Source organism: Roseobacter weihaiensis, assembly GCF_020622345.1.
Classification (GTDB): domain Bacteria; phylum Pseudomonadota; class Alphaproteobacteria; order Rhodobacterales; family Rhodobacteraceae; genus Roseobacter; species Roseobacter weihaiensis.
The window spans coordinates 164,826-186,329 of sequence record NZ_JACNMO010000003.1; the positions used below are offsets into that span (position 1 = coordinate 164,826).

22 protein-coding genes, 1 tRNA gene and 1 pseudogene are annotated in these 21,504 nt (G+C 59.9%); 7 read left to right on the forward strand and 17 right to left on the reverse strand.

Annotation, left to right across the window (positions count from 1 at the left end):
- Positions 1 to 68 precede the first annotated feature (68 nt).
- The 4 genes and pseudogenes from H7847_RS05040 to H7847_RS05050 form a co-directional block, all read left to right on the forward strand.
- A pseudogene (locus H7847_RS05040) lies at positions 69 to 886 on the forward strand (homogentisate 1,2-dioxygenase domain-containing protein); the annotation flags it as partial.
- 9 nt (positions 887 to 895) lie between these two features.
- On the forward strand, positions 896 to 1,024 hold the full coding sequence (locus H7847_RS26690) for a hypothetical protein (protein ID WP_264479466.1): 129 nt from the start codon (positions 896 to 898) through the stop codon (positions 1,022 to 1,024).
- 91 nt (positions 1,025 to 1,115) lie between these two features.
- Positions 1,116 to 1,331, forward strand: a complete 216-nt coding sequence (locus H7847_RS05045; protein ID WP_227268298.1) for a hypothetical protein — start codon at positions 1,116 to 1,118, stop codon at positions 1,329 to 1,331.
- Positions 1,332 to 1,630: 299 nt separating this feature from the next.
- Positions 1,631 to 3,298: an ABC transporter substrate-binding protein gene (locus H7847_RS05050; protein WP_227268299.1), complete on the forward strand. Its 1,668-nt coding sequence runs from the start codon at positions 1,631 to 1,633 to the stop codon at positions 3,296 to 3,298.
- Positions 3,299 to 3,732: 434 nt separating this feature from the next.
- On the opposite strand, the gene H7847_RS05055 is transcribed toward H7847_RS05050, so the two are convergent.
- The 6 genes from H7847_RS05055 to hemE form a co-directional block, all read right to left on the reverse strand.
- Positions 3,733 to 4,287: a DUF309 domain-containing protein gene (locus H7847_RS05055; RefSeq protein ID WP_227268300.1), complete on the reverse strand. Its 555-nt coding sequence runs from the start codon at positions 4,285 to 4,287 to the stop codon at positions 3,733 to 3,735.
- Between the two features lie 193 nt (positions 4,288 to 4,480).
- The gene (locus H7847_RS05060) at positions 4,481 to 5,800 is read right to left on the reverse strand and encodes a TRAP transporter large permease (protein ID WP_227268440.1); all 1,320 of its coding nucleotides are present in this window, start codon (positions 5,798 to 5,800) and stop codon (positions 4,481 to 4,483) included.
- A gap of 43 nt (positions 5,801 to 5,843) precedes the next feature.
- Positions 5,844 to 6,413, reverse strand: coding sequence for a TRAP transporter small permease (locus tag H7847_RS05065; protein ID WP_227268301.1), 570 nt, complete (start codon positions 6,411 to 6,413; stop codon positions 5,844 to 5,846).
- Between the two features lie 71 nt (positions 6,414 to 6,484).
- Positions 6,485 to 7,525, reverse strand: coding sequence for a TRAP transporter substrate-binding protein (locus tag H7847_RS05070; RefSeq protein ID WP_227268302.1), 1,041 nt, complete (start codon positions 7,523 to 7,525; stop codon positions 6,485 to 6,487).
- Between the two features lie 176 nt (positions 7,526 to 7,701).
- Positions 7,702 to 7,778, reverse strand: a tRNA-Met gene (locus H7847_RS05075).
- A gap of 53 nt (positions 7,779 to 7,831) precedes the next feature.
- Complete coding sequence (gene hemE, locus H7847_RS05080) at positions 7,832 to 8,866, reverse strand: uroporphyrinogen decarboxylase (protein ID WP_227268303.1); 1,035 nt, start codon at positions 8,864 to 8,866, stop codon at positions 7,832 to 7,834.
- Positions 8,867 to 8,969: 103 nt separating this feature from the next.
- Here hemE and hemC point away from each other — a divergent pair, with 103 nt between their 5' ends.
- Positions 8,970 to 9,914 carry a hydroxymethylbilane synthase gene (gene hemC / locus H7847_RS05085; protein ID WP_227268304.1) on the forward strand — a complete coding sequence of 315 codons (945 nt, stop codon included), beginning with the start codon at positions 8,970 to 8,972 and terminating at the stop codon, positions 9,912 to 9,914.
- 12 nt (positions 9,915 to 9,926) lie between these two features.
- Here hemC and hemF read toward each other — a convergent pair whose 3' ends face one another.
- The 4 genes from hemF to clpS form a co-directional block, all read right to left on the reverse strand.
- Positions 9,927 to 10,820, reverse strand: a complete 894-nt coding sequence (gene hemF / locus H7847_RS05090) for an oxygen-dependent coproporphyrinogen oxidase (RefSeq protein ID WP_227268305.1) — start codon at positions 10,818 to 10,820, stop codon at positions 9,927 to 9,929.
- 74 nt (positions 10,821 to 10,894) lie between these two features.
- A complete protein-coding gene (locus tag H7847_RS05095; RefSeq protein ID WP_227268306.1) occupies positions 10,895 to 11,695 on the reverse strand; it encodes an SDR family NAD(P)-dependent oxidoreductase in 801 nt (266 codons plus the stop codon).
- Positions 11,696 to 11,723: 28 nt separating this feature from the next.
- Complete coding sequence (locus tag H7847_RS05100; RefSeq protein ID WP_227268307.1) at positions 11,724 to 12,719, reverse strand: class I SAM-dependent methyltransferase; 996 nt, start codon at positions 12,717 to 12,719, stop codon at positions 11,724 to 11,726.
- Positions 12,720 to 12,723: 4 nt separating this feature from the next.
- Positions 12,724 to 13,065 carry an ATP-dependent Clp protease adapter ClpS gene (gene clpS, locus H7847_RS05105; protein ID WP_227268308.1) on the reverse strand — a complete coding sequence of 114 codons (342 nt, stop codon included), beginning with the start codon at positions 13,063 to 13,065 and terminating at the stop codon, positions 12,724 to 12,726.
- An 84-nt stretch (positions 13,066 to 13,149) separates the two neighbouring features.
- Here clpS and H7847_RS05110 point away from each other — a divergent pair, with 84 nt between their 5' ends.
- Positions 13,150 to 13,356: a hypothetical protein gene (locus tag H7847_RS05110; RefSeq protein ID WP_227268309.1), complete on the forward strand. Its 207-nt coding sequence runs from the start codon at positions 13,150 to 13,152 to the stop codon at positions 13,354 to 13,356.
- Positions 13,357 to 13,889: 533 nt separating this feature from the next.
- Positions 13,890 to 15,353, forward strand: a complete 1,464-nt coding sequence (locus tag H7847_RS05115; protein ID WP_406675968.1) for a D-alanyl-D-alanine carboxypeptidase family protein — start codon at positions 13,890 to 13,892, stop codon at positions 15,351 to 15,353.
- 10 nt (positions 15,354 to 15,363) lie between these two features.
- Here H7847_RS05115 and ccoS read toward each other — a convergent pair whose 3' ends face one another.
- The 7 genes from ccoS to ccoO all read right to left on the reverse strand — a co-directional run bounded on the left by ccoS (position 15,364) and on the right by ccoO (position 21,498).
- Positions 15,364 to 15,525 carry a cbb3-type cytochrome oxidase assembly protein CcoS gene (gene ccoS / locus H7847_RS05120; protein ID WP_227268311.1) on the reverse strand — a complete coding sequence of 54 codons (162 nt, stop codon included), beginning with the start codon at positions 15,523 to 15,525 and terminating at the stop codon, positions 15,364 to 15,366.
- Positions 15,522 to 17,711 carry a heavy metal translocating P-type ATPase gene (locus H7847_RS05125; protein WP_227268312.1) on the reverse strand — a complete coding sequence of 730 codons (2,190 nt, stop codon included), beginning with the start codon at positions 17,709 to 17,711 and terminating at the stop codon, positions 15,522 to 15,524. Before H7847_RS05125 ends, ccoS begins: the two co-directional genes overlap by 4 nt.
- Entirely contained in the window at positions 17,708 to 18,172 is a 465-nt protein-coding gene (locus tag H7847_RS05130) for a FixH family protein (protein WP_227268313.1), read from the reverse strand. The genes H7847_RS05125 and H7847_RS05130 overlap by 4 nt, the downstream gene beginning before the upstream one ends.
- The gene (gene ccoG, locus H7847_RS05135) at positions 18,172 to 19,602 is read right to left on the reverse strand and encodes a cytochrome c oxidase accessory protein CcoG (RefSeq protein ID WP_227268314.1); all 1,431 of its coding nucleotides are present in this window, start codon (positions 19,600 to 19,602) and stop codon (positions 18,172 to 18,174) included. Before ccoG ends, H7847_RS05130 begins: the two co-directional genes overlap by 1 nt.
- Positions 19,603 to 19,711: 109 nt before the next feature.
- Entirely contained in the window at positions 19,712 to 20,578 is an 867-nt protein-coding gene (gene ccoP, locus H7847_RS05140; protein WP_227268315.1) for a cytochrome-c oxidase, cbb3-type subunit III, read from the reverse strand.
- Positions 20,575 to 20,760 carry a cbb3-type cytochrome c oxidase subunit 3 gene (locus tag H7847_RS05145; protein WP_227268316.1) on the reverse strand — a complete coding sequence of 62 codons (186 nt, stop codon included), beginning with the start codon at positions 20,758 to 20,760 and terminating at the stop codon, positions 20,575 to 20,577. Before H7847_RS05145 ends, ccoP begins: the two co-directional genes overlap by 4 nt.
- Before the next feature lie 12 nt (positions 20,761 to 20,772).
- Positions 20,773 to 21,498 (reverse strand): cytochrome-c oxidase, cbb3-type subunit II, encoded by a 726-nt coding sequence (gene ccoO, locus H7847_RS05150; protein WP_227268317.1) that lies wholly within the window; start codon positions 21,496 to 21,498, stop codon positions 20,773 to 20,775.
- Positions 21,499 to 21,504: the final 6 nt, after the last annotated feature.

Here is a 21,504-nt window from a genome sequence, read left to right on the forward strand (position 1 = left end):
TCTTGGTCTTGTGAAGGCCGGCCGCCTGCCCGATCTGTCCCGCGGTCATTCGCCCCCGTAAAGCCCAGATGGAACAGCCCGCAGAAGTCTGCATAGGGGCCTTACGGGAAGCAGTTGAGGGCACCGCCCTTATCGCGCCCGCGCCCCAGAATAAACGACCGTGGTGTTACCGCATACCGCCATCGATCAAGCATTCGCACCGCCACACAAAGATCGACCTGCCCTGTAGGAAATCAGCGCTACATACCGATCCCGATGTCATGTCACTGGGCCAGGATCGCGGGGACCCGCCCGGATCAACCGCGCATCTGGCCGACGGGCATGCGCACCATGACCACAGCGGGCAATCTGAACACCCAGAAGGGTACGGCCTCTCATATTCGCCACCCAGAACATTCATAACAGCTCATTTGTTCCACTGACAGCGACCTGCTGGTTGTCCCGCAGGAGGGGCAGTTGCGCTTGGACGTGGTGCCTGGCATGGCAATTATGCGCCCTGCAAATACGATCTGCGCAGCTATTGCCCGGCAGGGCAAACATCGACTTTGTGCTCTATCTTGAGCGCCGGATGATTGCCGAAGACACGTTTCGCCCGCCATGGTGTCACAAGAAGATCATGTCGGAGTTGATGGGTAATATCTATGGCCAATATGACGCGAAACCGCAGGGTTTTGTCCCCGACGGTATCAGCCTGCAGAACATGATGCTGCCGCACGGCCCCCTCAAAGCCGAAAAGCTCGACAATACCATGTCGTTCATGTTCGAGACACGCCTCCTCCAGCATCTGACGCGCCTTGCAGCGGTGGAAGCGCCCCCTCAAGACGACTACATAGAGCCTTGGGACAGCCTTGAGAAACAGTTCGATGGCACTCCCGGCAAGAAATAGGACCCCGGCATGAGCGAAGCTTTTCTCGAACTTCTTTTTTGGATCGTCGTCTTTGTCGTCTTCTTTTATGGTTTCAAATGGCTGCAAAACCGCAAGAAGGCAAAGCGCGACAACGACAGAGGGCCCACCGACAAATGACCAAGGGGGGAGGGCCACGAGGGGCAAAAAACTGTGCGGGCGCTGCCGCGCGGGTCCGCAGCCAGACCATAGAGATCTTACGAGGCCCATTATGACCAAATACGGCCCTTCCCGATCAGAGTTGAAATTCCGCCTCTGGGTCTCTGTCGCGGGGCTGGCGATGCTGGTTGGCGCCTTGCTGTTTCGGGGGCTGCCAACAGGGCCCGCAATGTTCGAAATCGTCGGGATCACCGGCGCATTTTTCGGCGGCACCTTGTTATGGACATTGCGCCAGCTTCGGAAGCATGGCGATCGCGAAGATCACTGATGACAGGGGCCGTTCTGAAGTTACCGGGTCTCGGCTTCGATGGCCCATCGCGTGCCGGCTACCCTCCGGGCAGCAGGCTGGACTTTCCGCTGCAACGCCTCGAAACCGGCGCAAGCTTTCAAGCTTTTGTGTCTTGCGCCCCTCCCAAGATGGGCTTGACGCCATGCGCTCGAGTGTTTGAGTATTACGTCGTCCCCCTCAGGGGTTCATTTGAAAAGCAGGCCAACTGCACCATCTTGCTGACGTAAGACGCGGCCTTGCGCGCCCTTTGCCAGCGCGTGCCAACAGAGAGGAAGAACATGACATTTTTCACCCGTACCGGAAAACCGGTACCGCAGTCCGTTGTGAAATCGGCGGCGAAAGTCGGAACAGATCCGATCAATCGTCGCGAGTTTCTGGCAACGGCAAGCGCCTTTGGCGCCACATCCGCGACGGCCTATGCCATGCTTGGCCTATCCGCGCCGGCTGCGAAAGCTGCCGCACATCAGGAAGGCGGCGTCGTGCGCATCCAACAAGAAGTGCGCGCCCTGAAAGACCCCCGCACCTACGACTGGCCGCAGATTGCAAACTTTTCGCGCGGCTGGCTGGAATACCTGGTGATCTATGAGAATGACGGCACCTTTACCCCTGCCTTGCTTGAGAGCTGGGAAATCAATGACGACGCCACCGAGTATACCCTCAATGTGCGCCGGAACGTGAAGTGGAACAACGGCGATGACTTCACCGCCGAGGACGTTGCCCGCAATATCGCAGGTTGGTGCGACAAGGGCCTCGAAGGCAACTCCATGGCAGGTCGTTTCAGCACGCTGATCGACGACACAACCGGGCAAGCCATCGATGGTGCGATCACGGTGGTGGATACCCACACCGTCAAACTGTCACTGCCGCGCCCTGATATCTCGCTGATCCCCGGCATGGCGGATTATCCTGCGGCCATCACCCCCGCCGGCTTCGACGCAAACACCATGCTCGAAAATCCGGTGGGCACCGGCGCTTACCTGCCGGACTCTCTCGAAGTTGGCGTCAAAAGCGTTCTGGTCAAGAACACCGAGCATACCTGGTGGGGGACGGAAGTCTTTGGCGGGCCCTTCATCGACAGTCTGGAATACATTGACTACGGTACCGACCCGTCCGCCTTTGTGGCGGCCGCGGAGGCGGAAGAAATCGACGGGCTCTATTCCATCGAGGGCGATTTCATCGACATCTTCAACACGCTCGACGGCTGGCAGGAGAACTCCATCGCCACGGCCGCGACCATCGTGATCCGACCCAACCAGTTGGCGGAAATTGATGGCCAGAAACCCTATGAAGACAAACGTGTGCGTCAGGCGCTTGCCATGGCTGTCGACAATGCGATCCTGCTGGAGCTGGGCTTCGGCGGGCGCGGGCTGGAGGCGGAAAACCATCACGTTGGCCCGATGCATCCCGATTACGCAGAGTTACCGCCGCGCACCGTTGACCCTGCCGCGGCCAAAGCGCTGATGGACGAGGCCGGCATGGGCGATTACGAACATGAGCTCATCTCCATCGACGATGGTTGGCGCCGGGATACCACGGATGCGGTCGCCGCGCAGCTGCGGGATGCCGGCATTTCGGTCAAGCGCACGATCCTGCCGGGATCGACGTTCTGGAACGATTGGGCGAAGTATCCTTTCTCTTCAACCGACTGGGCACACCGCCCGCTTGGTGTGCAGGTCTGGGCACTGGCCTACCGTTCCGGCGAAGCGTGGAATGAATTTGGCTGGGCCAACGCGGAATTCGACGGCATGCTCAACACCGCGCTGGCGACAGCGGATGTGGACGAGCGCCGGACCCTGATGAAGGACATGCAGGCGCTCATTCAGGAAGAGGGGGTCACGATCCAGCCCTATTGGCGGTCACTCTACAACTTTACCCGCGAGGGACTTGTTGGCGCAGAGCACCACATCACCAATGAATTCCACCCGACCCGTATGGCCTGGACCTGAACTTGTGACGTTGAGAGGGCCGCGCGTCTTGCGCGGCCCTCTTTCATAAAGCCCTGCATTTGCAATGATCTGATCAAAACGACCGAGCGTTTCGTATGGATCGCGGAAACACTGCGCAGCCTGATTGCGCCGCAGCATTGCCGTACACCGGGCGCGTTCAGTCGAAACCGAGAAGCTCAGCGAGAAGCTGTCGAAACCCTCAGCACGGTTTCCGGCAGAAACGCCAGCTCAACCAGTTCCCGGCACAGTCCTTTGCAATCCCTGCACCCGATGCAATTGCTGCGCGGCAAAACTGCGGTTGTTTTCGTCTGGGGCTGCATGTGATCCTCCTAAAGCCATGTCTATATCGACACCATACCCCCAATAGCATAGCAGCAGACCTGACCCGCATTGATGCAGATCAAGATATCGGCAAAGTGCGGGAGATAAGGGGCTTAAAGCCGGGGCGTGCGGTACATCGCATCTTTGGCAATCAGCCGTGCCTCACTGACCTGCGACAGCATATCCGGCACGTAGAGACCCAACACGGTCCGATCGGAGGGGCAGCGCGACAGATGTGTCTCGACCATATCACACAACCGCCAGGCCGCACGGGGTTGCCGCATCAGAACCTTCAGCCGCGCATTGGCAAGCTGTATCAGTGCGAGAACCATGTCGCGTTCAGAGCTGGGATCCCTTGTCTGCATCCAGACCGCTTCGAGTACCTCGTGACACTCCCAGAAGAACCCCGCATCGAAATAGGTGCGCCCGGCGATGAAAGCATCGGTGCGATGCAGTTGATGGGGGGGGATATCCGGCCTCACGGACGCCTTTATATCGTCAAACCACGTTGGCGCATGCCTTGGACTGAAGCCCGGCACATAGACATGGGGTGGTAAGGGAATTTCACGCAGGGTGTCAGGCATGGTATTTGCAGGACTGTCCAAATGGTTTTGCCTGCGCATATTGCCAGACAGTTCGACGCCCGCCGACCGGATGGTGTGCCTCATGATAAGCTTTCTGCCCTGCCTCCCGTCGGCAAAAAACACATATGTCAGTGGCAGCACGGGCCATGCTGTTCACGAATCCCTCCCAAGATTCTGCGGACGTCGCAGAACACATCCTGCATTAACCGGCGCAAGTGGCAAGTTTTTCCGCTGGGCGCAGATCGCTTTTTACGCTTCTCGGGATAAATCCTGCTCTCTAAACGGGAATGAGAAACAGGGTAATTGCCGGAAACATGACCAGCAGAACAACCCGCAGGATGTCGGACCCGACAAAGAACATCACCGCCTTGTAGGTTTGCGAGATTGGCGTGTCACGGTCCATGGCGTTGATAATAAAAAGATTCATCCCGACAGGTGGTGTAATCAGCCCAACCTCGACCACGATCAGAACGAGAATGCCGAACCAGATCGCCACATGTTCCGGTGACATCCCAAAGTCCATCGCAGAGATCACCGGGAAAAAGATCGGCACCGTCAGCAGGATCATCGACAGGCTGTCCATCAGGCAGCCAAAGACCAGATAGAAAAGCAGGATGACGGAAAGCACCAAGAACGGGCTGAACGCCTGTCCCAGCACCCAGTCTGCCATGAACTGCGGCACGCCCGACAACGCCAGAAAGCCGTTGTAAAAGCTTGCCCCCAGAACGATGAAGAAAATCATCGCCGTGGTCCGTCCCGTCCCCAGCAGGCATTCCTTGAAAACCGGCCAGTTCAGGCTGCCCGAGAGCAGGGCCACCAACCCGGTGCCGGCCGCCCCGATGGCAGCCCCTTCGGTCGGCGTAAACCAGCCCAGGTAAATGCCCCCCACCACGACAGCAAAGATCACCAGCACGGGCCAGGTCGCCCCCAGCGCGCGCCACCTCTGCGCCATCGGGACCGGGGCGCGCGTGCCTGCAGCATCCGGGTAGAGCCGTACATAGATCGAAATGGTGAGCATATACCCGATGGCTGCCAGAATACCGGGGATGAAAGCGGCCAGAAAGAGCTTTGCGATGTTTTGCTCGGTGATGATCGCATAGATCACCAGAATGACCGACGGCGGAATGAGGATGCCCAGCGTGCCCCCGGCGGCCAGCGTCGCGGTGGAAAAGCCACCAGAATAGCCGTAGCGGCGCAGTTCCGGCAGGGCAACCTTTGACATGGTTGCCGCCGTGGCCAGCGAAGAGCCGCAGATCGCCCCGAAACCCGCGCAGGCCCCAACCGCGGCCATCGCGACGCCGCCGCGGCGATGACCCAGACAGCTCTCTGCCGCCTTGAAGAGCGCCTGTGACAGGCCCGACAGTGTTGCGAACTGCCCCATCAGCAAGAACAGCGGAATGATGGTCAGCGAATAGCTGGAAAAGGTCGTGTAGGTTTCCGACTTCAGCTTGGCCAGCAGCGGTGTCGGATTGCCGTTCATCGCATAGTACCAGCCCCCAAAACCGCACAGCAGCATGGCCAGACCGATGGGGGCCCGCAAAAAGACCATGCCGAGCAGCACCAGAAAGGACCAGAAGCCAAGCTCCAGCCGGCTCATGTCGGCGAAGGGCAGCAGATCGAGAAACGCGCTCATCCGAGGATCAGACCTGCGGCAGGAGGGCCTGGCCCGTCATGCTTTCCCTGATCCGCATGACAGCACAGTAGAGGGCAACGATGCAGGTGACGACCGATGCGGCAAAGCTCGCGGCATAGGCCCACCAGACCGGGAACTGCAAAAAGAACGTGGTCTCTCCATTCCCGTAATAGCGCTGCACGCCACCAAAAAGCTGCACGCTGATCAGGATGAGCGCCGCGGTCAGCACAACCTCCCAAAAGGCCATCAGCAACCGCGTGACGCGCTGTGGCAGGAGCGAGGTAAAGACATCCACCGTGGCGTGGCTGGTATAGAGCTGACAGACCGGGAAAAATGAAAAGATGGCAAAGGCAACACCGGCCTCAAGCAGCTCGTAGCTGCCGTTGATCTCGCCCAGACCGACGTCCAGCAACCGCTGCGTCAGGCTACCCATCACATCTGCAGCGAAATCAGTATGCAGCACATCGCTGAGCGTTCTGCCGATGATCGACGCGGTTGTCAGCACAATCAGCGCAATCAGCACAAACCCCCCGACAATCGCCGTGCTGCGCGCCAGCCGTTTTATCGCATGGTGCATGCCTGTCTCCGGGGTGTGCAACGCCGCCGCCGCGCGATATGTTTTGCACCGCGAGGCCGCGCATGATTGGTTTACTCGGTGTATTGGTCGATCAGGCTGCGCGCTTCATCAATCAGCGCTTGTCCGTCGATGCCTTTTTCAGACATCTCTGCAACCCATTCGGCATAGATCGGATCCGCAACCGCGCGCCAGGCCTGCGCCTCTTCTTCGGTAAGGGTGACGATATTGTTACCCCGCTCTTGTGCAATCGCGCGCGCCGGGGCGTCGTTGTCCTCCATCACGCCCCCGGCAAAGACCGAAAACTCAAGGCCCGAGTTATCGTCAATCACCTGACGCAAGTCTTCCGGCAGGCCGTCGTAACGGTCCTTGTTCATCGCCAGCACAAAGGTCAGCACGTAAAGCGCATTGCCGGTGAATTCGGTGTGGTTGTCGACCAGCTCGGGGATTTTCAAGGCCGTGGTGACTTCCCACGGGATCGTGGTGCCATCGATTACCCCTTTGGACAGGCCTTCGGGCACCGCAGGGACAGGCATGCCCACAGGGGCTGCGCCAACCTTTTCCAGCAAAGAATTCACCAACCGCGAGCCGCCCCTTACCTTCATCCCCGCCATGTCCTCGGGGGTGCGGATTTCCTTGTTGGCATGGATAATCCCCGGTCCGTGAACCCAGGTGCCCAGGATCTCCACATCCTTGAAGTCGCTGTTTTTCATGTGCGTCTCGAACATTTCCCAATAGGCACGCGAGGTGGCGCGGGCATTGGTCATCATGAAGGGCAGCTCGAAAACCTCGGTTTGCGGGAAGCGGCCAGGGGTATAGCCCACAACCGTCCAGATAACATCAGCGACCCCGTCAATGGCCTGATCCATCAGTTCGGGCGGGCGGCCACCAAGCTGCATGGAGGCAAAGCGATCAATCTTGATGCGACCGTCGCTGGCCTCTTCGACGTTATCGGCCCAGACGTCCAAAATCAGCTTGGGCACATTGGCCTGTGCCGGCAGGAACTGGTGCAGGGTCAGGGTGACCTCTTGTGCAGCGGCTGGTCCGGCCCCAAACCCAAATGCGAGCGCTGCAGCCCCCGCCATGTTCAAAAAACCCTTGCGCGATATGGTCATCTGGTTTCTCCCCCAAGAACCCGCCTGCGATGCAGACAAGGCCGCCTTTGCGTTAATAAACTCGCTAAAGTGCTAAGGCAGATCAGGGGGATTGTCACCCGTATTTCTGCCCGCGCGCGCAAGGCGCAAAGGCCTGCCACACCGGGGGGGGGTAAGCACTCTGAAGCAGGCGGAAATGGTGGCGTTAGGTGGACTTGAACCACCGACCTAACGATTATGAGTCGTTCGCTCTAACCAACTGAGCTATAACGCCATCGGGCCGTGACCTATTGCAGCCCGCCCGGCCCGTCAAGCCAGAATCAGCGATTACGGCCCGCGCACCGCGTCAATCATGCGCTGCACGTTGTCAGGGTCCGCGTCAGGCGTGATACCATGCCCAAGGTTGAAGATATGCGGCCCGCCGGAGAAGGCTTTTACAATCGCGCGCGCCTCATCGACCAGCGCCTGCCCGCCGGTCACCATGTGGCTTGAGGCGAGATTGCCCTGCACGCAGCCATCAACCTGAACATTGGACGCGGCCCAATCGGCGCTCACCGAGTTATCAAGGGCCACACAGTCGACACCAGTTGTCTTGGCAAAACCGATATAGCCGTCGCCCGCCTCACGCGGAAAGCCGATCACCGGGATATCGGGGTGCTGTGCTTTCAGCGCTGCCGTGATTTCGCGCGCGGGTGCTATGGCGTACTTCTGAAAATCCTCCCCTTTGAGCGACCCCGCCCAGCTGTCAAATATCTTGACCACCTCTGCCCCCGCCTCGATCTGCTTGGACAAATAGGCGATGGTGCCCGCGGTAATGCGCGCCAGCAAGGCCTCGAACAATGCCCGGTTCTCGTCTTTCAGCGCATGGGCCGGGCCCTGGTCCGGGGTGCCGCGCCCCGCGATCATGTAGGTGGCGACAGTCCAGGGGGCGCCCGCAAAACCAATCAGCGTCGTCTCGGGCGGCAGCTCACAGCGCAAGATGCGCACCGTCTCGTAGATCGGGTTCAGTGTCGCGTCGATCTCCTCGACCGGTTTGAGTTTATCAAAATCCGCCTGCGTGGTGATCGTGGAAAGACGTGGACCCTCCCCCGTGACAAACCACAAATCCGCCCCCAGCGCCTGCGGCAGCAGCAGAATATCCGCAAAGAGGATCGCGGCGTCAAAGCCATAACGGCGAATGGGCTGCAAGGTGACCTCTGCCGCCAGTTCGGGGTTATAGCATAGCGATAGAAAGTCGCCTGCTTCGGCGCGGGTAGCACGATATTCCGGCAGATACCGGCCGGCCTGACGCATCATCCAGATCGGAGGGGTGGGGAGTGTTTCGCCTGCCAGGGCGCGCAGGATGGTTTTTGTAGGGGCCATGGTCGTCCTCTTGGGTGTCAGATGACTTCGTCTCCGCCCACAGCTTCGTTGTCAAGTGACAGACGGGTTGTCAGGATAAATTGACGCGCATAAAGATGTGCCCATGACAGTGACGCTTCCGACCCCCGACTCGCCCCTCAAAATAGGCACCCGTGGCTCTCCCCTAGCGATGGCCCAGGCCTATGAAACCCGCGGCAGACTGATGCAAGCCTTTGATCTGCCTGAAGAAGCTTTCAGCATCGTGGTTATCAAGGTCACCGGGGACGCCATTCAGGATCGCCCCTTGAAAGACATCGGCGGCAAGGGGCTTTTCACCCGTGAAATCGAAGAAGACCTGCTGTCAGAAAAAATTGACATCGCCGTGCATTCGATGAAGGACATGCCGACCATTCAACCGGACGGGCTGATCCTTGATACCTATCTGCCACGCGAAGATGTGCGCGATGCTTTCGTCTCGCCCACCCTTACCGATCTGGCCGATCTGGCAAAGGGGGCGGTTGTTGGCACCTCCAGCCTGCGACGCCGGGCGCAATTGCTGAACCGGCGGCCAGACCTGCATGTGGTGGAATTTCGCGGCAACGTGCAGACCCGGCTGAAAAAGCTCAGCGAAGGTGTGGCGGAATGTACGTTTCTGGCGGCGGCCGGGCTCAACCGGCTCAAGATGAGCGATGTCCCCGCGACCCCTATTGACGCGGACGATATGCTGCCAGCCATTGCGCAAGGGGCCATCGGGATCGAACGGCGCATCGCGGATGAGAATACCGCCCGGATGCTGGCCGCCATCCACGATACCGAGACCGGCCAGCGGCTTGCGGCAGAGCGCAGCTTGCTGCTGACCCTCGACGGGTCCTGCGAAACCCCGATTGCGGGGCTGGCGGAGCTTAAGGGCGGTCAACTCCACCTGCGGGGAGAGGTCTTGCGGCCAGACGGATCAGAAGCGCTGGCCGGGGAGCGGACCGGGGCCATCCGCGACGGCGTCACGATGGGGCGCGATCTGGCGGAGGAACTTTTGCAACGGGCCGGCCCCGATTTCTTTGACTGGCACTAGGGGCCGCGCGCTTTAGATCCATTTTGCCAGGGGTGGCAGGCTCATCAGTACCGCATTGGCGTCATGGCCTGTTTCCAGGCCAAACTTCGTCCCGCGGTCGTAGACGAGGTTGTATTCGGCATAGAGCCCGCGATGGACCAGTTGCGCCTCTTTATCCGCGTCATCCCACGGCTGTACGCGCCGTTTGCGCACCAGTGGCAGGAAGGCCGGCAGAAACGCACGCCCGATATCCTGGGTCAGCGCAAAATCCGCCTCCCACGCACCGGTGCAATGATCGTCCATGAAAATGCCGCCGACACCGCGCGCCCGGTTGCGGTGCGGGATATAGAAATACTCATCCGCCCAGTCCTTGAGGCGCGGATAAAGGGCCTCCCCGTGCGGGTCGAGCTTGTCTTGCTGTTGGGCATGAAAATGCGCGGTATCCTCATCGTATTCGATGCAGGGGTTCAGGTCCGATCCACCGCCGAACCACCAGGCATGTGGCGTCCAGAACATGCGGGTGTTCATATGGACGGCAGGCACGTGCGGGTTCTGCATATGCGCCACCAGGCTGATGCCCGAAGCCCAGAACCGCGGGTCCTCCTTCATCCCCGGAATGCCTTTGCGTGCGGCCATGGCCATCTGCGCCCGCTCGCCCAGCGTGCCATAGACCGTCGAGACATTGACACCCACCTTCTCGAACACGCGCCCGCCCCGCATCACACTCATCAGACCGCCGCCCGCATCCGAGCCGTCCTCGCTTTGTCGATTGGTGTTGGTCACCTCGAAAACAGCAGGGGCCGCGTCTGAGAGGGGGCCAGTGTCGTGATCCTGCTCCAGCGTTTCAAAAGCTGCGACAATCTCGTCGCGCAAGGTTCTGAACCACGCCGAGGCACGGGTTTTTTCGGTCTCAAAGTCTTGGGTCATTCGCCAGCCTGATGTGTCAATTTTGTCTGACACCCTGTCTAAACTGCTTTGGGATGTCAGTCCAAGCGCAATTGTCAGTGCGCAGGCACCGTGACCGCATCCAGCAGACTGCGGCCGCCATCGACCGTTATCACCTCGCCTGTCATGAAGCCTGAACTTTCGGCCGCCAGAAATTGCACGGTTTCCGTCAATTCCGCCGGGCCTGCGATCCGCCCAAGAGGGGTGTGGGCGCGGATGTCGTCCCGCCACTCGCTGTGTTCGATCATAGAGGATTTGAGCGATGCGCTCATGACCGAGCCGAAAGCGACGGCATTGACACGGATACGCTCTGGCGCCAGCGCCAGCGCCATGGAGCGGGTCATCTGTTCGAGGGCCGCCGACGCGATGGAATATCCCATCAACTCAGGCCGCGTCTGACGGGCCGCGATAGAGCTCAGGTTGATGACCGACCCCAGTTGGCCCTCGGATTGATCGGCGCCCTGCTTTATCATCCGCTTGGCCACCTGTTGGGTCAGATGTAGCGCCGTCATCAGGTTTTGCTCCAGCAACACCGCAACAGAGGTATCCTCGACATTCAGCGCGTCTGTCTCGATCACTTGACGCGAGGCATTGACCAGAATATCGACCGTGTCGAACCCGTCGATCGTGGCAGAAACAAGATTGGCGATGGTCAGACGCTGGCGCAGGTCGCCCGCGAAATACCGCAGGTTGCCATCGTCGGTCTGGGCCCCCCACTCCTCGAACAGCTTCTTTTCATCCATGTCGGCGCACATCACGTTCGCCCCGCGATCCGCGAACTGTCGGGCAATCGCAAGGCCGATGCCATTGGCTGCCCCGGTGACAATCGCGGTCTTACCATTGATGGAAAAAGACATGTGTTTCCTTTCTCAGGCCCACCCGCCGCTACGGTCGCGCGGGGTGTTTCGGTCGGGTTGCGTGCAACAGTTTAAAGCGCGCATCGCCCCCGACTTCAAAGACATTTGCAAAATGCGACATCAATGTTTGTTCATAAGGAAGGTGCCGGTTGGCCACCATCCAGAGCTGACCGGACGGCGAGAGGGCCCGTGCGGCGGCCTGAACGAACCCCTGCCCAAGGGTTGGCTCTGCGGCTCTTGTGGTGTGGAAGGGCGGGTTCATGATGACCGCATCCAGCTTCTTCTCGGGTCTCCAGGTCGTGGCATCGGCCCAGTGGAACACCGCACGCGGGTCGGTCACATTTCGGCGGGCACATTCAAGCGCCATATGCCCCGCTTCGACCAGATGGACCGCCGACACCTCCGCCCGCGTGAGAATATGGGCGGACAAGAACCCCCAACCTGCCCCGAAATCCGCGATCTCTTTCCCAAGGTTTTCGGGCAAGGCCGCCGCCAGCAGATCGGAGGCCGGATCAATCGCGTCCGCAGAAAACACCCCCGGCGCGGTCCAAAAGCCTCCGGCCGTCAACGCGGGCCCGGTCCGCCAGTCGTCGAAAACGGATGCGCTGTCCGCGCTGCACCAGAAAAGCTTGCCGTGGGCCTTGGCAATCGGCCCGAAAATATCAATCCGTTTGCGTATCTCGCGCAACAGGCTGTCAACGCCGTCGGTCTTCTGACCATCGATGACAAGGGAGCCTTCCGATTTTTCCATCGCTTCAGCGATCAGGGCGCGGGCCTCTGCCTTGGCCCTTGGCAGACACACAATCGCGGCGCCAACCCGGCGGTTCAGTTCTGTCACACAATCGAACCCGCGCGCGCACCACGCATCATGGGCGGGCTTGAACCCTTCGATGATAAGACAGCGATCCTGCGGCAGCACGGACAGCTCAGCGTCCTGAGGCGGCTTGAAAACAGCAATCGCCCCGTCGTCAGGCAGAACGAAACCACCCCCGTCAAGGGCCAGGGCAAGCCGGGCGTCGATCACCTGATTATTCTTCTTTTTCCATCGTGCATTGCAGCGGGTGCTGATGACGGCGTGCAAAATCCATCACCTGCGCCACCTTTGTCTCGGCGATCTCGTGGCTGAAAACCCCCACTACGGCGACACCCTTCTTGTGCACCGTCAGCATGATCTCGAAGGCCTGCGCGTGGTTCAGTCCAAAAAAGCGCTCCAAGACATGGACGACAAATTCCATGGGTGTGAAATCATCGTTCAACAACAAAACCTTGTAAAGCGGCGGCCGCTTTGTCTTGGGCTTTGTTGCCGTCAGGATGGAGGTATCGCCATCATCCTCTGAACGATCTGACATCATAGGGGCGTCGCGGTGCATTGCTGCTCCTGCTTTTCTGGTGTGCGCTGAGTCCTTGATGGGTCTATATAACCTGTCTGACAATTTAGAAAAGGGGTCACGAGGATGCACCGGCATCTCACGACCGTTGCCTTTGGTGCAGATGACACGCTGTGGGACAATGAATGGTCTTTGCGGATGACACAGGCGCATTTTGCCGGGCTGCTCTCCTCCTGCACCGATCCCACCGGTCTGATGCAACGCTCGTTGTCGCTGCACGCAGGAGCCTGGGGCACTACGGACCCGGCATCAAGGGCTTTACCCTCCCGATGATCGAAACCGCCATTGCGGGCGCCGGGTCACCGGGGGCAGTGATTTCTCAGATTTTGGATGCAGACCACGAGATGCTGCGCCTCCTGCCGATCTGCTACCGCCGGTGCGGGACGCTGTTGAATCCGCCAAGCAAACGCACTGTATCCTGCTGGTCCCAAGAAGAGACTTACCCGGTCAGGAATGTAAGCTGACGTAATGCCGGGGATGCCAAGAGATAAGATGTGATTCCCATGATTGAAGCCGGAGGCTGGGGTGTTTTCGTACCGCATGGAATCGCGTGGGATTTGGGCAAAGCCGTCAGCCCCGAAAGCCATCCACACTATCGGCAGATCAAGAATTCGGGTGGTCTGAGCGCTTTAATGCAAGAAATCAGCTAAAAACTGAGGGCAAATTGCATCAACTTTAAGTTTCATCGAACATTAACGCCTAGGCCTTAATTCAATGGTTTATCGAGTCCGAAAGCTATGTTAGCCTCTTGGTTAATAAAGCCAGTCGGAAAAATTCGACGGCATGAGGCAGAAAAGGCGGAAATCATGAAGGTACGGCGTAATTGGCCGGCCCGGTACGGGCTATTTGCATTCGCAGCTTTGTGGATGATTGTTATCTTACCTCTCAGCGCAGCAGCGGCGCCCTACGCGGCGGTCGTGATTGATGCGCGGAGCGGCGAGGTCTTGCATTCCCGCAACGCCGATACACGACTGCACCCGGCGTCTCTGACCAAAATGATGACGCTCTACATCGCCTTTCAGGCGGTTGAACAGGGGGAGATATCGCTCGACACCCGCGTCAAGATTTCCCGCTTCGCCGCGTCAGAGCCGCCTTCCAAGCTGGGCCTCAAATCGGGTCAGCGCATTGCCTTCCGCTATCTTATCCGTGCCGCTGCGATCAAATCCGCCAATGATGCCGCCACTGCCATCGGAGAAGCGCTGGAAGGATCCGAAGCGGCTTTCGCACGTCGTATGAACCGCACTGCCAAGGCATTGGGAATGACGAGCACGACCTTCAAGAACGCACACGGTCTGACCGAGAATGGCCATATGTCCACGGCCCGCGACATGACCATTCTGGGGCGCCACGTGCTCTATGACTATCCGGAGTATTACAACCTGTTTTCCCGCCGGTCGACCGATGCCGGTGTGCGCAACGTGGCAAATACCAACCGCCGCCTGTTGTCAGCCTATCGTGGCGCGGACGGGATCAAAACAGGCTACACACGTGCGGCAGGTTTCAACCTCGTCGCCTCGGCGGAACGGGGGCAGGAGCGGATCATCGCAACCGTCTTTGGCGGCACATCCACGACAGCGCGGAACGCGCGGGTGGCAGAGCTGCTGGACATGGGTTTCAAACGCGCACCGACCCGCGTAGCCCTCCGCAGACCCTCCAAGCCCTCCTATATCGCCTCCAGCGGCAAGGGTCAGCGGGTTGGTGAAATGCTGACCGCCAGCCTGCGTCCCCAGCTGCGCCCCGGTGCAGAAACTGTCGTGGCTGAGGTCAATGCGGCGGATATCGTGGCAGCCGTGGCAGAGGCCCAAGCGACCGATGTCTCTGTTGTTGCTCAGGCAAGTACCAGCGGGGTGCTTGCAACAGATATCACCTCGGCCCTGATCGCAGCACAGGAAAGCGCGCCCGACCCCGCCATAACAGCCGGTGCGGTCGCCCCGGTATCAATCCGGCCGGCGCTGAGGCCAACCGGCCTGGTAAACGCAGCGGTCGCGGTGCCGGAACAGAACGAAGTGGTGACACGGCTCTCAACGTCAGGTGGACATCAGTGGGGTGTCAATGTCGGACAGTTCGGCAGCCGCTATCTGGCGGAGCGGGCCTTGCTCACAACAGCGCTCACAGAGATGGAAACACTCGACGGCACACTCCGCAAGGTGGTCAAGCGCAACACCGGGTTTGATGCGAACTTCCTTGGCATGAGCAGGGACGCCGCAAATCTGGCGTGCCGTCGTCTCGAGGCCCGGAACATCAACTGCGAGACTGTCGGGCCGTCCTGAGGCGAGAGACCTAGTCGCTTTTGGGTTTGTCGTCCCAGTCGCTGCTGAGAATGCGGCGGCTGTCCCCTTCGGGATCTTCATACTGCCGGCTGCGCAAGGTATAGATAAATCCCGCCAGTCCGAGCCCCCCAAGGATCAGTGATATCGGGATGAGATATGCCAATACGTTCATGACCGCCCCCTTATCCGCAGCGCGTTCAAAGATACCGTCAGCGAGGAGGTCGACATGGCCAAGGCCGCAATAAGCGGTGTCGCCATACCGGCTACGGCCAAGGGCACCGCGATGACATTGTAAACAGTTGCGATCTGGAAGTTTTCCCGAATACGCTTTGTCGCCTTTCGGGCTGTCGCCAAAGCGTCGGCAATGGGCTCCAGATCCCGGCCCAGCAACACGATATCAGACGCGGCCCTCGCGGCATCCAGCGCTTGTGCCGGGCTGATGGAAACATGTGCCGCCGCCAGCGCGCCGGTGTCGTTCAACCCATCGCCCACCATCAGCACGCATCTCCCCTGCCCGGTCAGGCTTTGGACGTAGGCCACTTTTTCTGCGGGGAGCTTCTGGGCGGCATAGGTGTAGATACCAAGCTGTGCGGCGGTCCGGGCGACCGGCGCTTCGCGATCTCCCGAGAGCAGCACAACATCGACATTCTCCTGTTTGAGCGCTGCGATGAGATCGGACGCACCGGGGCGTGGCGTATCCTCGAACGCGATCAGGCGCGCAGGCCCCTGCCCGCTGTCCAGAACCGTGCAAAGCCCGTCGTGATCAAAGCGCGCGCCGATCCATTCTGGACGACCGAGCCGGACCGCAACCCCGTCCAGCTCAGCTTCGGTGCCATAGCCCGGACGCTCCTGCAAATTCAAAAGCGCATGCGGTTCAAGCGAGTCCGCCCGCCCGCAAGCGGTAATCGCCTGCGCCAGCGGATGCGCAGATCCCTGAGCCAACGCATAGGCCAGCTTTTGCTCGCCCTTCGTCAGATCGCCCCAGTTTGTAACCCGCGGGGTGCCCATGGTCACCGTACCGGTCTTGTCGAAGACAACGGTGTCGACCTCGGCCAGCCGCTCCAGAGCGGTCGCGTTCTTTATCAGGAGGCCCTTGCCAAAGAGCCTGCCAGAGGCCGCCGTTGTCACCGCCGGCACCGCCAGACCCAGCGCACAGGGACAGGTGATAATCAACACCGCCGCCGCGATGTTGAGAGACACGCGCATATCGCCCGACCACAAAAGCCAGCCCAGAAAGGCAAGTGCGGAGAGGATATGAACACCCGGTGCGTAAAGCTTGGCCGCCCTGTCAGCCAGCGAAGTATAGCGCGACCGACCGCTTTCCGCGACCGCGACAAGGGCTGCGAGCTGATGGAGCGACGTATCGGTCCCGACAGCGGTGGCCTGCAGCGTCAACGGCCCTGTCAGGTTCACTTCACCGGCGCTAATGCTGTGACCTTTGGTGCGGGTCACGGGCATCGTCTCGCCGGTCAGGGCAGATCGGTCCACCTCTGACGCACCTTCGGTGATGACCCCGTCAACGGGCGCACGCGCGCCCGGTTTGACCAGAACATGTTCCCCGATGCGCAGCGTGCTCACCGCGACTTCGGTGGGGGCGCCGTCGGTCACGCGCCACGCACGCGGCACTTCGAGCGCGGTGAGTTCTTCGGCTGCCGACCGCGCGGCGGAGCGCGCGCGCGCATCCAGCCAGCGCCCCGCGAGCAGGAAAAAGGTGAGAGTCAGAGCCGCATCGAAATAGGCATGTTTACCAGACAGACCTGTCTCCCAGAGGGAGGTGACAACCGCGAGTACGATCGCCAGGGTAATCGGGACGTCCATGTTGAGACGCCCGGCGCGCAGCGCGGCCCAGGCGTTGCGGAAAAATGGTTGCGCTGAAAAAGCCAGCGCTGGCAGGGTGATCGCCGCCGAAATCCAGTGGAACATATCGCGCGTCGCATCTGTCGCCCCGGACCAGACCGCAACCGACAGCAGCATCACATTCATGGCGGCAAAGCCGGCCACAGCCAGGCGCATCAGGATGTCGCGACCAGCGGCGTCCGTCTCGGTCTGGTTCAGCGCGCCAATGTCCAGCTCATGCGCCTCGAAGCCCGCATCGATCACCAGATCAGCGAGCTCCTGCGCGCTGACCTCGGGGGCTGCATCAATCATCACGCGCTTGCGCGTCAGGTTCACGCGTGCAGCCCGCACGCCGGGATGCGCCCCGAGGCTGGTTTCAACCTTGGCAATACAGGCCTGACAGTGGATTGTCGGCAACGACAACGCCAGCTGTGCGTCCGGCAGGGGCACCTCAATCCGCTCGGCCGGGGTCGCAATGCACCCCGGACAACTCGCAGGACTATTGGTGCTCAGGGTTGTCATGAACGCTCCTTGGCCACATGCAGGATGACCCTTTGGCGAAAGACAGTGCCGTCCTCGGCTTCGGCAACCATGCGGATGTTCCAGTTGCCCGGCGACAGGACTGCCGGAGCCACGTAGTGCTGGCCATCGTACTTGAAGTCAGGCGAGGTGTCATCCCGGACATGGGTCGCCCGGCCCAGCGTCGCATCCAGCTTGGCGACTTCAACCGGGTCGCCCTGCGCATCGGTAACCGAGAGCATCACCTGCCCGTCACGTGCTTGGGCCAGAACCGACCAGCCCAGAGACTGCTGCGCTTCGCGGTTCTTGTCGAAGTGCTGGCTCGCGACATAAGAGTTCTTGACCTCCAGCCCCGGAAAGGTGCTGACCGCGTTGAACGCAAGTGTGAGGTTCACGGTGATGATAACTGTGAAAGCGCAGATGAAAATCGTCGCCACATGGCGCCCGGTCAAAGGTTTCGTCATCATTGTTGTCCCTTTCCTGTAAAGCTGCTGTCTTTGTAAGCGCGGTCACCATTGCTGAGATCCTCGATCCAGAACCGGATGTCTGTCCGCTCCGCCTCCGCAGGGGAGGAGTTTGGCGGCGCGATGACGTAGACCCGCTGCAGATGCGACGCATCCGCTGCGACAGACACGGACGCGTAGGGCGTACCTTCAAGCTGGATGCGGACGGCCGGATCGCCCTGCACCGCGATGCGGAAGAGCCGTTCGTCGTTATTCTTGTTGCGCAACCGGATGTCGTAGGTATTGCGGATAGAGCCGTCGGACATGGTCACAAAGGTCGGGTTGCGCACGGGGGCAACCGTTACCTCGATATCGGCACGGATAAAGAGGGCGACCATCAAGGCGACCCCCACCCCGCCCCAAAGCGCGGTGTAAAGCAGGGTCCTCGGGCGGAAGATATGCTTCCAGATGGCTCGCGGCTTGTTTCCTGCACGCTCAAGTTTTTCATCCGAGAGGGCGATGTAGTCGATCAGGCCGCGCGGTTTGCCAATCCGCTCCATCACGTCATCGCAGGCGTCGATGCAAAGCGCGCAGGTGATGCATTCAAGCTGCTGGCCATCGCGGATATCGATCCCCATCGGGCAAACATTCACGCAGGCCATGCAGTCGATGCAGTCGCCCATGGGTTCGGACTTGGCCTCCTCGGAGTGCTTGCGCGGCTCCCCGCGCCACTCGCGGTAGGCCACGGTCAGCGTGTCCTCATCCATCATCGCCGCCTGGATACGTGGCCAGGGGCAGGCGTAGATGCAAATCTGCTCGCGCGCAAACCCCCCAAAGCCGAATGTGGTCGCGGTCAGGATGGCAACCGTGATGTAAGCCACCGCGGCAGCCTGCCCGGTAAAGAGGTCGACAAAGAGTGTTGGCGCATCAGCAAAGTAGAAAACCCAAGCCCCGCCCGTGGCCACCGAGATCAGCAACCAGAGCGTCCATTTGGTCAACCGCAAGCGGACTTTGCGAAAATCGGTTTTTTCCTGCCGGTGCAGGCGCAGACGGGCGTTCCTGTCACCTTCGACCCAGCGTTCCACCAGAATGAACAGATCTGTCCACACGGTCTGGGGGCAAGCATAGCCGCACCACACGCGCCCCAGCGCCGAGGTAAAGAGAAAAAGCCCCAGCCCTGCCATGATCAGCAGACCCGCGACAAAGTAGAACTCGTGGCTCCAGATATCGATCCAGAAGAAGTAGAAACGCCGGTTGGCCAAATCAAGCAGCACTGCCTGATTGGGCAGGTCAGGCCCTCTGTCCCAGCGCAACCAGGGCACCACATAGTAGATGCCCAGTGTCACGATCAGGATAATCCATTTCAGATTGCGAAACGGACCAGACACGCGGCGCGGGAAAATTGGCTCGCGCGCAGCGTAAAGGCTTGGCGGTGTGGCTTGGTCAGACACGGGGGAGGCACTCCGGTTACAGGTCACGGGCACAGTACTTAAACTGCAACAGGCGCGGCATTGATGTGCATCAAAAATCCGCGCCTGTTTGTCGTGACGTGGGGTTATTTTATTCGCCGCCGCCCAGCTGATGCACGTAGACGGCCACTGCCCGTATCTCTGCCTCCGTCAGGCGCTGTGTCCAAGGTGGCATGACGCCATAGCGACTGTAAGTCACAGTCTCCATCAGCGCGTCGTAGTCACCCCCATAGAGCCAGATCGCATCCGCAAGATTCGGGGCCCCCTGTTCGCGGTCGCCCAGACCCTGTTCCCCATGACACGCACTGCAGTTATCGAGGAAAAGCTCACTGCCTGCAGCCACTTGCGTTGGATCCATCGGTGTCGCACCAGACAGGTCCATCACGTAGTTGACGACCTGTGTGATTTCCTCCGGCTCCAGAATGTCGCCAAAGGCGGGCATCTCCGAGTAGCGCGCATCCGGGTCATCCTCGTTGCGGATACCATGGGCAATGGTCGCGTGGATGTTCTCGATGTCGCCGCCCCAGAGCCAGTCATCATCCAGCAGGTTGGGATAGCCGACAAAGCCGGCCGCACCGGACCCGTGACACTGCGCACACCATGTCCGAAACACCGCAGCGCCCGCGGATGTGGCATAGCCGTTCAACTCGGGGTTTGCCGCAATCTCGGTCAACTCGACGGAGGCAAGCTGCGCATTGATGCCTTCGTTGGCGGTTTCAACGGCTGCGATTTCTTGGGCCACCTCACCCCGTGTGGAATACCCCAGCAAGCCAGCCGTCGCGGAAGATACCAGCGGCCAGGCGGGATAGGCAATCGTATAACCAACGCCCCAGATGATTGTCAGGTAAAAGCACCACAGCCACCAGCGCGGCATCGGGTTGTCAAATTCTTCAATGCCATCCCAACTATGGCCAGTTGTATTTGGGTCGCCCTCTTGTTTCGGTGGGACTTTGGTCATTTCTTTGCCTCCTCTTTCGGGGCGGGTCGTTCATCGTTTCGGAAGATCATGTTGGCGGCCTCGGAGTGGATTTTGCTGCTGCCGGGTCGGATGACCCAGAACCAGACACCCACAAAGATGATAAAGAGCAACAAGAGCATCCAGCTGTCTGCAAATTCGCGAAGGAATGTATAGGTTTCCATGTTGTAACCTCCTTAGCGGTTTGCATCTGGGGTAAAGGTCGAGAAGTCGACCAAGGTACCCAGCATTTGCAGATAAGCGATCAGCGCGTCAGCTTCAGAGATGCCCGGCTGGCCATCAAAGTTGCGCACCTGCGCGCCTGGATACCGCTCCACCAAGGCGTCCCAGTCGCTGTCGGGATCGGCCTGCGCGCGGAAGTCCGCCTCGGCGGCTGCGATCATTTCGTCTGTGTAAGGCACACCAACGAACCTGTGCGTGGACATCAGATCCGCAACGTACTCAGGCTCGATGAGCGTGCGCTCCAGAAAGCCGTATTTGGGCATGATCGATTCAGGCACCACCGACTGTGGATCACGCAGGTGATCGATGTGCCAGTCGTCCGAATACCGCCCCCCAACGCGGGCAAGGTCAGGCCCTGTCCGCTTTGATCCCCATTGGAAAGGGTGATCGTACATGGATTCGGCTGCCAGTGAATAGTGACCATAGCGTTCCACTTCGTCGCGCATCGGACGGATCATCTGGCTGTGACAGACATAGCACCCTTCGCGGATGTAGATGTCCCGACCGGTCAGTTCCAGCGGCGAATAGGGCCGCATGCCTTCAACCTTTTCGATGGTGTTTTCGAGGTAGAACAGAGGGGTGATCTGCACCAGCCCCCCAATGCTCACCACCAGAAAGCTCAGGACCAAAAGCAACGTCGCATTGGTTTCAATGAACTTGTGTTTTGCGAGGATCGACATGTTCTG

Bases quoted from the DNA above. Each gene is read 5' to 3' on its own strand.
- H7847_RS26690 (WP_264479466.1), top strand. From the start codon at position 896: ATGAGCGAAGCTTTTCTCGAACTTCTTTTTTGGATCGTCGTCTTTGTC.
- H7847_RS05045 (WP_227268298.1), top strand. From the start codon at position 1,116: ATGACCAAATACGGCCCTTCCCGATCAGAGTTGAAATTCCGCCTCTGG.
- H7847_RS05050 (WP_227268299.1), top strand. From the start codon at position 1,631: ATGACATTTTTCACCCGTACCGGAAAACCGGTACCGCAGTCCGTTGTG.
- H7847_RS05055 (WP_227268300.1), bottom strand. From the start codon at position 4,287: ATGAGGCACACCATCCGGTCGGCGGGCGTCGAACTGTCTGGCAATATG.
- H7847_RS05060 (WP_227268440.1), bottom strand. From the start codon at position 5,800: ATGAGCCGGCTGGAGCTTGGCTTCTGGTCCTTTCTGGTGCTGCTCGGC.
- H7847_RS05065 (WP_227268301.1), bottom strand. From the start codon at position 6,413: ATGCACCATGCGATAAAACGGCTGGCGCGCAGCACGGCGATTGTCGGG.
- H7847_RS05070 (WP_227268302.1), bottom strand. From the start codon at position 7,525: ATGACCATATCGCGCAAGGGTTTTTTGAACATGGCGGGGGCTGCAGCG.
- hemE (WP_227268303.1), bottom strand. From the start codon at position 8,866: ATGGCCCCTACAAAAACCATCCTGCGCGCCCTGGCAGGCGAAACACTC.
- hemC (WP_227268304.1), top strand. From the start codon at position 8,970: ATGACAGTGACGCTTCCGACCCCCGACTCGCCCCTCAAAATAGGCACC.
- hemF (WP_227268305.1), bottom strand. From the start codon at position 10,820: ATGACCCAAGACTTTGAGACCGAAAAAACCCGTGCCTCGGCGTGGTTC.
- H7847_RS05095 (WP_227268306.1), bottom strand. From the start codon at position 11,695: ATGTCTTTTTCCATCAATGGTAAGACCGCGATTGTCACCGGGGCAGCC.
- clpS (WP_227268308.1), bottom strand. From the start codon at position 13,065: ATGCACCGCGACGCCCCTATGATGTCAGATCGTTCAGAGGATGATGGC.
- H7847_RS05110 (WP_227268309.1), top strand. From the start codon at position 13,150: ATGCACCGGCATCTCACGACCGTTGCCTTTGGTGCAGATGACACGCTG.
- H7847_RS05115 (WP_406675968.1), top strand. From the start codon at position 13,890: ATGAAGGTACGGCGTAATTGGCCGGCCCGGTACGGGCTATTTGCATTC.
- ccoS (WP_227268311.1), bottom strand. From the start codon at position 15,525: ATGAACGTATTGGCATATCTCATCCCGATATCACTGATCCTTGGGGGG.
- H7847_RS05125 (WP_227268312.1), bottom strand. From the start codon at position 17,711: ATGACAACCCTGAGCACCAATAGTCCTGCGAGTTGTCCGGGGTGCATT.
- H7847_RS05130 (WP_227268313.1), bottom strand. From the start codon at position 18,172: ATGACGAAACCTTTGACCGGGCGCCATGTGGCGACGATTTTCATCTGC.
- ccoP (WP_227268315.1), bottom strand. From the start codon at position 20,578: ATGACCAAAGTCCCACCGAAACAAGAGGGCGACCCAAATACAACTGGC.
- H7847_RS05145 (WP_227268316.1), bottom strand. From the start codon at position 20,760: ATGGAAACCTATACATTCCTTCGCGAATTTGCAGACAGCTGGATGCTC.
- ccoO (WP_227268317.1), bottom strand. From the start codon at position 21,498: ATGTCGATCCTCGCAAAACACAAGTTCATTGAAACCAATGCGACGTTG.